The sequence below is a fragment of the Streptomyces sp. NPDC058741 genome, from assembly GCF_042746715.1.
Classification (GTDB): Bacteria; Actinomycetota; Actinomycetes; order Streptomycetales; family Streptomycetaceae; genus Streptomyces.
In genome coordinates, this window is the sequence record NZ_JBHYQH010000014.1 from 72,860 (window position 1) to 85,008 (window position 12,149).

At 72.5% G+C, this 12,149-nt stretch carries 8 protein-coding genes and 3 pseudogenes; 5 read left to right on the forward strand and 6 right to left on the reverse strand.

The genetic code is table 11. From position 1 onward, the window contains the following. Positions 1-343 precede the first annotated feature (343 nt). Both ACFW6P_RS14370 and ACFW6P_RS14375 read left to right on the forward strand, forming a co-directional pair. On the forward strand, positions 344-541 hold the full coding sequence (locus ACFW6P_RS14370; RefSeq protein ID WP_386347916.1) for a hypothetical protein: 198 nt from the start codon (positions 344-346) through the stop codon (positions 539-541). A gap of 156 nt (positions 542-697) precedes the next feature. After that, positions 698-1,099, forward strand: a pseudogene (locus ACFW6P_RS14375) (hypothetical protein); the annotation flags it as partial. Between the two features lie 35 nt (positions 1,100-1,134). Here the strand turns inward: ACFW6P_RS14375 and ACFW6P_RS14380 are convergent. The 5 genes and pseudogenes from ACFW6P_RS14380 to ACFW6P_RS14400 form a co-directional block, all read right to left on the reverse strand. Then, the gene (locus ACFW6P_RS14380) at positions 1,135-1,464 is read right to left on the reverse strand and encodes an STAS domain-containing protein (protein ID WP_386348107.1); all 330 of its coding nucleotides are present in this window, start codon (positions 1,462-1,464) and stop codon (positions 1,135-1,137) included. 114 nt (positions 1,465-1,578) lie between these two features. Then, complete coding sequence (locus ACFW6P_RS14385; protein ID WP_386347918.1) at positions 1,579-4,470, reverse strand: glycoside hydrolase family 2 TIM barrel-domain containing protein; 2,892 nt, start codon at positions 4,468-4,470, stop codon at positions 1,579-1,581. A 12-nt stretch (positions 4,471-4,482) separates the two neighbouring features. After that, positions 4,483-4,872, reverse strand: a pseudogene (locus ACFW6P_RS14390) (carbohydrate ABC transporter permease); the annotation flags it as partial. A gap of 682 nt (positions 4,873-5,554) precedes the next feature. Beyond that, positions 5,555-6,805 carry an ROK family transcriptional regulator gene (locus tag ACFW6P_RS14395; RefSeq protein WP_386347921.1) on the reverse strand — a complete coding sequence of 417 codons (1,251 nt, stop codon included), beginning with the start codon at positions 6,803-6,805 and terminating at the stop codon, positions 5,555-5,557. A gap of 181 nt (positions 6,806-6,986) precedes the next feature. Next, complete coding sequence (locus ACFW6P_RS14400; RefSeq protein ID WP_386347924.1) at positions 6,987-7,472, reverse strand: STAS domain-containing protein; 486 nt, start codon at positions 7,470-7,472, stop codon at positions 6,987-6,989. Between the two features lie 131 nt (positions 7,473-7,603). Here ACFW6P_RS14400 and ACFW6P_RS14405 point away from each other — a divergent pair, with 131 nt between their 5' ends. After that, positions 7,604-7,960: a MarR family transcriptional regulator gene (locus ACFW6P_RS14405; protein WP_386347927.1), complete on the forward strand. Its 357-nt coding sequence runs from the start codon at positions 7,604-7,606 to the stop codon at positions 7,958-7,960. Positions 7,961-8,140: 180 nt separating this feature from the next. Here the strand turns inward: ACFW6P_RS14405 and ACFW6P_RS14410 are convergent, their stop codons facing one another. Beyond that, a complete protein-coding gene (locus ACFW6P_RS14410) occupies positions 8,141-9,397 on the reverse strand; it encodes a D-arabinono-1,4-lactone oxidase (RefSeq protein WP_386347930.1) in 1,257 nt (418 codons plus the stop codon). 180 nt (positions 9,398-9,577) lie between these two features. On the opposite strand from ACFW6P_RS14410, the pseudogene ACFW6P_RS14415 reads away from it, so the two are divergent. After that, positions 9,578-10,590 (forward strand): annotated as a pseudogene (locus tag ACFW6P_RS14415) (hydroxyacid dehydrogenase). Positions 10,591-10,721: 131 nt separating this feature from the next. Next, the gene (locus ACFW6P_RS14420) at positions 10,722-12,041 is read left to right on the forward strand and encodes a radical SAM protein (protein ID WP_386347932.1); all 1,320 of its coding nucleotides are present in this window, start codon (positions 10,722-10,724) and stop codon (positions 12,039-12,041) included. Positions 12,042-12,149: the final 108 nt, after the last annotated feature.

Consider the following 12,149-nt stretch of genomic DNA (forward strand, 5'->3'; position numbering starts at 1 on the left):
CGTGCTGCTCACGGCAGTGGTGTTCTGGCGCGCGCACGGGCACGCCCAGCTGTTCGGGGCGCGGCTGGAGCGGCGGGCGCGTGCCGACGCGCTGAGCCCCCGCCCGGCGGCGGGCCGGGTTCACCTGTACGGGGTGAGCCCCCGGGGCGCTCGGGGGCGGACCATCGCAGAGGAGGAGGGAGCCCACGGCCCTTGCACGGAGCCCCGCAGGAGAGAGCGGCCCTTGCACGGAGCCCCGCAGGAGAGAGCGGCCCTTGCACGGAGCCCCGCAGGAGAGAGCGGCCCTTGCACGGAGCCCCGCAGGACAGAGAGACCCCCGCACGCAGCCCCGCAGGAGAGAGCCATGCGCTACGAGATCCGCGTCGACGGGCTGATGCCGAAGACGCTGACCGGGGCCTTCCCCGAGCTGGAACACGTGGTGATGTCCGGCCAGACGGTCCTCTACGGCCCCGTCGTGGACGACGCGCACCTGTACGGGCTGCTGGTCCGCTTCCAGTCGTTCGGACTGCGCGTGGTGGAGCTGCGCCGGCTGCCCGAGTGACACGGGCCCAGGCGACAGCGGCGGCTTGGCCGGCCGTCGCGGCCGGATCACCCGCACGGGGTGAGGACCCGGCCCGCCCGGACGCCCACCCTGAACCCGGGGCGGGCTCCCCCAGCGCGGCACCGCCGGCACCGGACCAGGAGACGAGGAAGAAGGATGGCCGTCACCCACGCACCCCGTGCCCCTACGGCGAAACACGGCATGGCGACGGGCCTGATGGCCTTCGCCGCGGTCATGCTCATGCTTGCCGGGCTCCTCGCCGTGTTCCGGGGCATCATGGCGATCGCCGAGGACGAGGTGTTCGTCAGCACGAGCAACTACCTCTACGAGTTCGACCTCACCGGCTGGGGCTGGACCCATCTCTTCCTGGGTGTGGCCGCCGTGCTGGTCAGCCTGGGACTGTTCCGCGGGGCGGGATGGGCGCGGGTCATCGGCGTGGGCATCGCCGCGCTCATCGTCATCGCCAACTTCCTGTCCCTGCCCGCCTTCCCCCTCTGGTCGGTCGTCATGATCGCGCTGTCCGGGTTCGTCATCTGGGCTCTGTGCGTCGCCCGCAGAGGAGCGAGGGACGGACGTGGGGCCGGACGGGAAGGTCAGACGCCCGGCCGGTACGCCGAGGAGGTGAGGCCCGGCCCGTCGGACGCGTCGGCGGGCGGGCGCACGAGCACCTCGAAGACCCCCGCGAGCCCGGCGTGCCGAAGGGTGCGCCGGACGCACGCGCTCTCGGTGACCAGCCGCAGCCGCCCCTGCCGCGCCAGCACCCGGTTCCGCGCACGGCACAGGACCCCCAGCCCCGCGCAGTCGATGAAGGACACCGGACGCAGGTCCAGCACCAGATCGGGGCGCGGCCCGGCGGTCAGCGAGTCGAGGCGCGACCGGAGAGCCGGGGCCGTCAGCAGGTCGATCTCACCGCGCAGGGTCACGACGGCGGGCCCGCCGTCGGCCGGGCCGGCCGGGCGCTGTGCGGAGGACGGGGCGGACCTGCCGGGGGTGTGCTCGGACATGGTCCGAGCACACCGTGCCACCGTGGGGAGCCGCTAGGGCCGATAGGCCCCATTGCCCGGGCCGGTGGTGGAGAACACGAACGAGAACTCCGCCGGCTCGGCCCTCAGGAAGTACCGCGGCAGCGGACCCGGACCGCAGGACTGCGAGCCGATACCGTGCAGCCCGTGGTCGAGGTTGACCCACACCGTGTCGCCGGGCACCAGGTCGCTGCGGTGCGCCGCCGCGTCCAGCTGCTCGGTCGTCCATCGCCGTGCCGTGAACCAGAACTCCGGATCGCCCTCGACACGCAGCCCGCCGAGCTCCACCCAGCGGACGTCGGCCCGGGCGCCGTTCTCCTGCGGACGCACGTACGGCGTCTGCAGCCGGTCCACCGAGGACCGCCAACGACCCACCCGGGACGCCCTCCTGGTGTCCGGGTACGCCTCCCCGGGACCGCCGCCGAACCACTCCACCGCGTCCGCCTCCGCCAGGCCGAGACGGACGCCGAGCCGGGGCAGCGGCACCGTCCAGTCGCCCTCCGGCGTCACGGACACCGTCAGCCGCAGCCGCTCGCCGTCGGACGTCCAGCGGTACGCCGTGGCCAGGCCGATCTCGCGGCCGGCGGGCGCCACCCGGGTGCGGACCGTCAGCGCGTCCCCGCCCGCCTCGACCGAGACCGGGCGGTGCCGCATCCGGTGCAGGCCGAGCGTGCGCCACAGCAGGCCGTAGCGGGTGTCGGTCTGCCACTCGGCGCCGTCGTCGTTGTCGGTCGTCGCCCGCCACACGTCCAGCCGCGGGGCCGCGCCGATCTCCACCCCGCCGACCGAGAGCAGCGCACCGGTGCGGGCGTCGAAGACGCCCGGGCCGAGCGTGATCCGGCTGCCGTCGCGCACGGGCCGGTCGGACGCGGGAAGCGCCGGCAGCGGGCGGGTGCCGACGGCGAACTGCCCCCAGGCCACCTCGTGGTCCTTCGCCGCCCAGGGCGTGTCGTCCGCGAGCAGCGCCCGCACCGTCCACTGCCGCTCGCCGGCCCGGCCGTCCGCGGGCGGCTCCGGCAGCTTCAGCTCGGCGCTCTCGCCCGGCGCGAGCGCCGGCACCGCGAGCGGGCCCGCCTCGACGGTCTCGCCGTCCACCTGGCACGACCACTCGAAGGCCAGCGCGGACAGGTCCGCGAAGTCCTGCTTGTTGGTGATGCGCACGGTGCCGTCGGTGCCGTCGCCCTCGATGTGCACGGGCTCGATGACCTTCTTGTACTCGACCAGGCCCGGCGACGGCGTCCGGTCCGGGAAGACCAGCCCGTCGCAGACGAAGTTGCCGTCGTGCAGCTCCTCGCCGAAGTCGCCGCCGTAGGCGTATCCCAGCTCGGCGTGCCGCACGCCGTGGTCGATCCACTCCCAGACGAATCCGCCCTGGAGCCGCTCGTACTTCTCGAACAGCTCCTGGTAGTCGGCGAGCCCGCCGGGGCCGTTGCCCATGGCGTGCGCGTACTCGCACTGGACGAAGGGCAGTTCGCGGCGTTTGCGTGTGCCCCCGTCGAGCGTGCGGCCGATCTTCTCGACCTCGTCGTGGAAGGCGTACATCCGCGAGTAGACGTCGGTGTCGCGGCAGTTCCAGTCGCCCTCGTAGTGGACCAGGCGCTCGGGGTCCCGGGCGCGGATCCACTCGGCCATGGCGGTCAGGCCCCGGCCGGTGCCGGCCTCGTTGCCCAGCGACCAGAACACCACCGACGGGTGGTTCTTGTCCCGCTCGACCATCCGCGCGGCACGGTCCAGCAGGGCCGGGGTCCAGCGGTCGTCGTCGACGGGGTTGTCCCGCCAGTCCTGCTCCACGAAGCCGTGGGTCTCCAGGTCGCACTCGTCGATGACCCACAGCCCGTACTCGTCGCACAGGTCGAGGAAGGCCGGGTGCGGCGGGTAGTGCGAGGTGCGCACGGCGTTGAGGTTGTGCCGCTTCATCAGCAGCACGTCCTCGCGCATGGTCTCCAGGTCCAGGGCACGGCCCTTCTCCGGGTGCCACTCGTGCCGGTTGACGCCCTTGAAGAGGACCGCCCGGCCGTTGACCTTGACCAGCCCGTCCTCCAGGACGACCGTCCGGAAACCGATGCGCAGCGGCACGCGCTCGCCCTCGGTGGCCAGCACCCCGTCGTACAGCTTCGGCGTCTCGGCGTTCCAGGGCCGCACGGCGACGGTCACCGGCTCTCCCGTGGCGGCATCGATGCCCAGGGCCGGGACGGTCACCCGCCCCTCGACGTCGGAGTCGACGCGCAGGGTGCCCTCGCCGGTGGTGTGGTCGTAGGAGGCGTGCACGAAGAAGTCGCCGGCCCCGCCCGGAGGGCGGTGCAGCAGCGTCACGTCACGGAAGACGCCCGGCAGCCACCACTGGTCCTGGTCCTCCAGGTACGACCCCGCCGACCACTGGTGCACGCGCACGGCCAGCACGTTGCCGCCCGGCTTCAGCAGGTGCCCGACGGCGAACTCGTGCGGCAGCCGGGAGCCCTTGAACGCTCCGAGTTCCGTGCCGTTCAGCCACACCCGGGCGCAGGACTCGACCCCGTCGAACCGCAGCACCGCCGAGCCGTCGGCCGGCCAGTCGCGGGGCAGGTCGAACAGGCGCAGGTGGTCACCGGTCGGGTTCTCCGTCGGCACGTACGGCGGGTCCACCGGGAAGGGGTAGAGGTGGTTGGTGTAGATCGGCGAGCCGAACGCGCCGTCGCCCTGGAGGACCCAGTGCCCGGGGACGGTGATCTCGGCCCAGTCCGCCGCGTCGTGGTCCTGCCCGGCGAACGAGTCGTCCTCGGCGTCGGCGGTCGGCGACAGCCGGAAGCGCCAGCTGCCGTTCAGCGACAGGGACCGCGTGTCGGAGGACGCGTACCAGGCGCGGGGCGGCAGGGCGCCGCTGCCCGGGGAGACGTCCTCGACGTAGTCGGCGGGGGTGCGGAAAGACATCGGTCTCCTAGCTCAGCCCTTGACGCCCGTCTGGGCGATCCCCTGCACCAGCCAGCGCTGGAGGAAGAGGAAGACGAACACCAGGGGCAGGATGGATATGGCCGTGACCATGAAGATCAGGTGGAACACGACGGTCTGGTTGGTCATGTAGCTGGAGAGCGCGACCCGGACGGTCCAGGCCCCGGGGTCCTGCCCGATGACCAGCGGCCACGGTAAGGCGTTCCAGCCGTTGATGAAGGTGATGGTGGCGATGGCCGCGAAGAAGTTCAGCGAGTCGGGCACCACGATGCGCCGGTAAGCGCCCCGGTAGCCCAGTCCGTCCACGCGTGCCGCCTCTTCCAGCTCCTTGGGGAACCCAAGGAAGTACTGCCGGAACAGGAAGCAGGTGAAACCACTGAACGCGGCGAACCCGGTGAAGGTGCCCAGCGAGCCGACGAAGTCGTCGTTCGTCAGCATGTACACGTAGTTGTCGAACCCGACGAACGTGTCGGGGGTGACGGTGGAGCGGGCCTCGAGGAAGCTGAGCCAGAGGCTCCACAGGATCGGCGCGTAGACGAAGATCCCCAGACCGATCGGGAACGGCCCAACAGCCAGAACGCGAGCGGGGAGCTGCCCCGCGGACCCCGCCGCGGCTTGGCCGGTGCGGCCTTCGCCCGGGCGGGGCGCGCGAGGTCGCGCGCCGGCGTCGACATGTCGTGATCCGTCCCGCGGCCTGTCCGAACAGCTTCTTGAGCTCGCGGTCGACCGCCACGTCCGTCCGGTCGAGGGCCTTCTCCGGGTCCATGCTCTTGCGCACGCGGTGGGCGAAGACGTCCTCGAAGGCGGCGCGCATGGCCTCGGTCCAGCTGATGTCGTCGAAGTGCCCGTGCTGACGTTTTTGTCTCGAGTGGCTGCGGCCCTGCGGCTCACTGCCTGATGACTCACGGCTCGGTGGCTCGCGCCAGGTGGCTCAAGGAGAGGTGCGGTGCGGGATGCTGGAGCTTCCGTCAAGGCTTCGGCAAGGGGTTGGACGAAGTCGGTGCGAAGCGTTGTCTCCGGTTCGCGATGTCGAACGCCCGGGGGCGGGGAGCTGCCGTTCCCGTCGCTACGAGGAGGAGGGGGCGGCGGTACGGCCGCGCGCGGGGGAGGCGTGTGTCCCGTTCTTCTGCCCGACGGCCCGCAGCGCGCCCTCCAGCGCGAACGTGGCCGCCCCGAGGCACACCGGGTCGGTGGGGATCGGGGACAGGACGATCTCGGTGGCGGCCAGCGGCCGGGGCAGCGCGTGCCGGGCCACGGCCTCGCGCACCTCGTGCAGCAGGGGTTCGCCCAGGGCGAGGGCGACCCAGCTGCTCAGCACCACGATCTCGGGGTTGAACAGGTTCACCAGATCGGCGACGCCCGCGCCCAGGGAGCGGGCCGTCTCGTGCACGGTCCGGCGCGCCACCGGGTCCCCGGCGGCGACTCCCCGGGCCAGCGCCTCGATGGTCGCGGTCTCGTCCTCGGGGTGCAGCAGCGGGCTGTCGGGGGCGAGTTCGCGGAGGTTCGTCATGATGCCGCGCGCGCCGACGTACGTCTCCACGCAGCCGTGGTTGCCGCAGCGGCACAGCCGCCCGTCCAGCACCGTGGTGGTGTGGCCCCACTCGCCGGCGCTGTTGCTGACGCCCCGGTGCAGGCCGCCGCCCAGGACCAGTCCGGCGCCCACCCCGGTCCCGAGGTTGACCACCACGGCGCTCCGGGCTCCGCGCGCGGCACCGAACCACAGCTCGGCCACCGTACCGGCGCGCAGCGGGTTGTCCAGGTGCAGCGGATAGGCGATGTGCTCGGTGAGCAGGTCCAGCAGCGGCACCTCGTGCCAGTCCCGGTTGGGCGCGTACTCCGAGACTCCGGTGGCCCGGTCGACCTGCCCCGGCACGCTCACCCCGACCCCGAGCACCCTGGCGCCCTCGACGCCGGCCTGCGCGACCACCGACCCCACGGCGGTGGCCACGTGGGCGACCATCTGCTCGGGCAGGCTCTCCCCGGCCCGGACGTCCTGCTCGGCACGGGCCAGGACGTTCAGCCCGAGGTCGAACAGCTCGACGTGGACGTAGGTCTCGGCGATGTCGACGCCGATCAGCGCGCCGCCCGAGGAGTTGACCGCGACCAGGCCCCGGGGGCGGCCGCCGGCCGAGTCCTCGAACCCGACCTCGGTGATCACGCGAAGGTCGAGCAGTTCGCCGACGAGGGTGGCGACCGTGGCGAGGCTCAGGCCGGTGGCGGCCGCCAGCTCCTGCCGGGAGGTGGGTGACTCCGCGATGATCTGGCGCAGCACCTCGTAGCGGTTGGCGGTGCGGATGTCGCGTGATGTGCGCTTCACCGGTGTCCATCCCTTCCCAGGCCGGCTCGGGCCGGGTCGACGTCGGCACCGGCGCGGCGCAAGGCTATGGGCTGACAGAGGCTTTCGACAAGGGTTTTGGAAAGGGGCTTTGTAAAGACGCCGCCCATGGAGGCCGGGGGTGTCGGGATCAGGCCTTAGGTCCCGCCCGTGCCCGCCTCGCTCAGTGCGCGCCGTCGGTCGCCGCCGCGAACCGCCGACGTGCCTGGCCCGGCAGCGCGCCGCCGCGCACGCTGCTCACCAGGGCGCTCGGACTCGGATCGGCGAACAGCTCCGCCGTGCCCGTCAGCTTCAGGAGGCGCTCCACCGCCCGGCCCGCCGAGCGGACGGTGAGCGTCCTGCCCTGGTCGAGGGCGCGCGTGCGCAGCTCCAGCAGCATGGTGACGCCGGAGCAGTCGCAGAAGCCGACCGTGTCCAGGTGCAGGTCGATGCCGGTGCCGGACGAGGTGAGGATCTCGTGCAGGGCGGGCAGCAGCTGCCGGCTGCCGAGGTCCATCTCGCCCCGGATCGCCACGACCGCACGGTCGCCGTCATGAGTGACGTCCAGCGTCGCCGGGAAGGGCGGGGCCGTCGTCCGCGCGCCGCCGGTCGCTGTGGCCGCGGCGCCCTCCTCGGTGTGAGACCGCGCAGAGTACGCAGGCTCCAGCATGGCCTTCCTCTCCCTGTCCGTTCGCCCTGCCCCCGTTCAACTGTGCGTCTGTACCCCACATGTGTCGACTGATACATGAAACGCAGTACGTGTTCTCGAGTGCGTGAATTCCGCGCCGTTAAAGTGGAGACATGGCTGGACGCAAGGACGGAGTGCCCGAGCCACCCACCGGATGGACCTTCCCCACCAACCACGCGCGCGTGCTGGCGGCCATCGCCGACAACCGCAGCGCCCGCATCCGGGACATCGCGGCCCACCGCCGGCTCACCGAGCGGGCGGTGCAGAAGATCGTCGCCGACCTGGAGCAGGACGGATACCTCTCCCACACGCGCGAGGGACGTTCCGACACCTACCGGATCGACCCCGCCACGGTGCTGCGGCACCCGGCCGAGGCCGGGCTGACCGTGGAGTCGCTCCTCACCCTGCTCCTGCAGGACGAGGCGGCCCGGACCACGGCAGCCCTCGACCGGTCGCCCGTCGCGACCTGACCGGCTGACCGACCGCAGGCCGCGACCTGACCGGCCGCAGGTCGCGCCGGACTGGTGGCACGCCGAGGCCCGACCGGTTGACCGACCGGCCGCCGGTACGACCCTGCCGCCTGCCGGTTTCCGCGGCGGCACGGTCTCCTGAACGGGACGGGACGGGACGGGGGGCGGGGCGAAACGGCTCTACGCCTGCGCCAGCAGGTCCCGCACGAAGGCGTTGGTGAACTTCCCCGCCGGGTCCAGCTCGCGTGCCAGCGCCCGGAAGTCGTCCAGCCGCGGATACAGCTTCCGCAGCGCGGACCCGGGCACGGTGAAGATCTTCCCCCAGTGCGGCCGGGCCTCGAACGGCGCCAGCACCTCCTCCACGCGCCGCACCACCGGGAGGACCGCCGCCGTGTCCGGTATCCAGGTGAAGTGCGCCGCCACCGTGTCCCGGCCGTGGCAGGGGCTCAGCCACTGGTCGTCACCGGCGACCGTGCGCACCTCGCAGGTCTGCAGCACGGGGGCGATCGTCCCCCGGACCGCGTCCAGTGCCCGCAGCATCTCGACGGCGTTCCCGCGCGGCAGGAGGTACTCCGACTGCAGCTCCGCCCCGCTGCTGGGCACGAACTCCGCCCGGAAGTGCGGCAGTCGCTGGTGCCACGGCCCCGGCACCCCGAACTGCTCGGTGCAGTTGACCGCCGGTGTGCCCGGCACCGGATGCATCTTCTCGGTGGCCGGAGCCGCCCAGGGGAAGGCCGGCAGCGGCTGGTCGGTGCGGCGCTTGAGCCACACCTGGTGAAAGCCCGGCTCCCGCCAGTCGGTGAACAGGCTGACGCTGTAAGCCGTCGCCATCACCGTCTCGAACGTCCCGGTGTCCAGGCCTTCGAGCGGCAGTTCGGTGAACACGTGCTGCTCGACCTCGTAGGCCGGCTCCAGGTCGAGGGTGAGCGCGGTGACGACGCCGAGCGCGCCCAGCGAGGTGACGGCCCCGCCGAACCGCTCCTCGCCGCGCCCGACGGTGACCGTCGAGCCGTCCGCCGTGACCAGCTCCACCTCACGGACGGACACCGACAGCGGGCCGTTGAGCACACCGGAGCCATGGGTGCCGGTCGCGACCGACCCGGCCACCGAGATGTGCGGCAGGGACGCCATGGTGGGCAGGGCGAGCCCGTGCCCGTGCACCCGGTGGGCCAGTTCCGCGTAGCGCACGCCGCCCCCCACCCGGACCGTACGGGCCGCCGTGTCGACGTCCACCTCCGCGGGAAGCCCGGCGAGCGACAGCAGGACACCCGACGGGCCCGGCTCGGCGATCTCGTTGAACGAATGACCGCTGCCCAGCACCCGCACCCGGTCGCCGTCGGCGACGAGCGAGCGCAGCGCCGTGAGCGAGCCCGGCCGGTGCAGTTTCCCGGCCGCGTAGGTGACGTTGCCCGCCCAGTTGGTCACGGTGCCGTTCATCGCGTCGTCCTTCCCCGAGGCAGCGGGGACCGTGGAAGCCCCTGCCGGAACCTACCCCGGCCGCGGGACCGTTGCCGCCGCCGCCCGCCCGGCATACCGTAGCCGCGGCAGGAAGCGGTTTCTGCGCCCGGTGGCGGAGCCGCACCCGCCGTGTTCCTGCCGAGCCGGAAGGTCACCTCCTTGAACCAGCGCCCCCAGGCCCTGTTCGCCCTGGCCGCCGAGAACGTGCCGCGGCTCTTCCCGCCCGAGGTGCTCGCGCGGCTGCGGGAGTCGGTGGACATCGATCCCGGCCTGTGGCGCACGACCTCGACCTCACCGGTCCGGACGTCCGCGAGGTGCTCGCCCGGACCGAGATCCTGGTCACCGGCTGGGGCTGTCCCCGGCTCGACGAGGCCGTCCTCGACGCGGCCCCCCGGCTGCGCGCGGTGCTGCACGCGGCCGGTTCCGTGAAGTCCTTCGTCACGCCCGGCCCGCGCGAACGGGGCATCGCCGTCTCCTCGGTCGCGGCCGCCAACGCGGTGCCCGTCGCCGAGTACACCCTCGCCATGATCCTGCTCGCAGGGAAGGGCGTCCTGGCCGCCCGCGAGCGGCTGCGCACGACCCGGCCCCCCGCCGGGTGGGGTCTGGTCACCGGCATCGGCAACCACGGCCGCCGCGTCGGCGTCGTCGGCGCGTCCCGCATCGGCCGCCGCGTCCTGGACCTGCTCCGCCCCTTCGACCTGCGCCCCGTCCTGACCGACCCCTACGTCGACGAGCGTGAGGCGGCCGCGCTCGGCGTCCCGCTGCTGCCGCTGGACGAGCTGCTGCGCACCTGCGGCATCGTCACCGTGCACGCTCCCGAGACCCCCCGGACCCACCGCATGATCGGCCGCCGCGAGCTGGCCCTGATGCCCGACGGGGCGGTACTGATCAACACCGCGCGAGGCTCGCTGGTCGACCACGACGCCCTCGTGGCGGAGCTGCGCACCGGGCGCCTGACCGCGGTCCTCGACGTCACCGACCCCGAGCCCCTCCCCGCGGACTCGCCCCTGTACGACCTGCCCGGCGCCTTCGTCACCCCACACCTCGCCGGCTCCCAGGGCAACGAGCTGGCCCGCCTCGGCCTGGCGGTCGCCCAGGAGGCGGAGCGCCTGGTCACCGGAGGGGAGCTGGCCCACGCGGTCGACCTGACGGACCTGGACCGCGTGGCCTGAGGCCCCGCGCGGGCGGGCCGAAAGGGTCGCCGAAGGGGCGGAAGCTCCCGCTCGGGGGACCCGGTCCCGGCCTCGCGGACCCAGGGGCATACCGTGAGGAGTCGTACGTCCGAACCGGGAGGAGACACGGGATGGGCAGCCGAACCGCGCTGGTCGAGGATCTGATGGAGCGCTTCCCGCACGTTCCGCGGGAAGCGGTCTTCAAGGAGGACCTGCTCCGGGGCGGCGTCGCCTTCGACGCGTCCGCGCTCAGCGACAACGAGGGCGGTGAGGTCAAGCCGAAGTCCTACTTCATCTTCTCCTTCGACCACGGCACCCTCCCCGAGCTCGGCGAGGCCGCGCTGCGCCGCCCGCCCGAGGAGATCATCCTCACCGGCGGCCCGTACGACCTGCGCCGCACGGTCGTCTCGGTCCGGGTGAACCCGTCCTCGCCGTACCGCGTCGCGGCGAACGAGGACGGCGTGCTCGGCCTCTACCTCGACGGCAGGCGGATCTCCGACGTCGGTGTGCCGCCGATGCCCGAGTACTACCGGCACACCCTGTCCAACGGGAAGTCGGTCATGGAGGTCGCCCCCACGATCCAGTGGGGCTACCTGATCTACCTGACGGTCTTCCGGGTCTGCCAGTACTTCGGCGCCAAGGAGGAGTGCCAGTACTGCGACATCAACCACAACTGGCGCCAGCACAAGGCCGCCGGGCGGCCGTACACGGGTGTGAAGGACGTCGAGGAGGTGCTGGAGGCCCTGGAGATCATCGACCGCTACGACACCGCGAAGTCCTCCACCGCCTACACCCTCACCGGCGGCGCCATCACCAAGACCGTCTCGGGCCGCGACGAGGCCGACTTCTACGGCCACTACGCCCAGGCCATCGAGGAGCGCTTCCCGGGCCGCTGGATCGGCAAGGTCGTCGCCCAGGCCCTCCCGCGCGACGACGTCCAGCGCTTCAAGGACCACGGCGTGCAGATCTACCACCCCAACTACGAGGTGTGGGACGAGTACCTGTTCAAGATGTACTGCCCCGGCAAGGAGCGGTACGTCGGCCGCGACGAGTGGCACAAGCGCATCCTGGACTCCGCCGAGGTCTTCGGCGCGCGCAACGTCATCCCCAACTTCGTGGCGGGCGTGGAGATGGCCGAGCCCTTCGGCTTCAAGACGGTCGACGAGGCCATCGACTCCACGACCGAGGGTCTGCGCTTCTTCATGTCGCACGGCATCACGCCCCGCTTCACCACCTGGTGCCCCGAGCCCACGACGCCGCTCGGCAAGGCCAACCCGCAGGGCGCGCCCCTGGAGTACCACATCCGCCTGCTCCAGGCGTACCGGCAGACGATGGAGGACTTCGGCCTCTCCTCGCCCCCCGGCTACGGCCCGCCCGGCGCCGGCAACGCGGTCTTCTCCGTCAGCTCCTTCATGGACAGCCTCCCGGCGGACGAACCCGTCGAGATCTGAGACGAACCGGCCCGCGCCGCGTATCCACTCCCGGAGTCGGGAGCACAGCAGGTACGGCAAAGGAGCGGAACGGCTGTGCGGCCGGACGTCGCCGTCCGGCCGCCCACC

What these genes read in the sequence shown, in the direction of transcription:
- ACFW6P_RS14370 (WP_386347916.1), top strand. Translation starts at nt 344, where the DNA reads ATGCGCTACGAGATCCGCGTCGACGGGCTGATGCCGAAGACGCTGACC.
- ACFW6P_RS14385 (WP_386347918.1), bottom strand. Translation starts at nt 4,470, where the DNA reads ATGTCTTTCCGCACCCCCGCCGACTACGTCGAGGACGTCTCCCCGGGC.
- ACFW6P_RS14400 (WP_386347924.1), bottom strand. Translation starts at nt 7,472, where the DNA reads ATGCTGGAGCCTGCGTACTCTGCGCGGTCTCACACCGAGGAGGGCGCC.
- ACFW6P_RS14405 (WP_386347927.1), top strand. Translation starts at nt 7,604, where the DNA reads ATGGCTGGACGCAAGGACGGAGTGCCCGAGCCACCCACCGGATGGACC.
- ACFW6P_RS14410 (WP_386347930.1), bottom strand. Translation starts at nt 9,397, where the DNA reads ATGAACGGCACCGTGACCAACTGGGCGGGCAACGTCACCTACGCGGCC.
- ACFW6P_RS14420 (WP_386347932.1), top strand. Translation starts at nt 10,722, where the DNA reads ATGGGCAGCCGAACCGCGCTGGTCGAGGATCTGATGGAGCGCTTCCCG.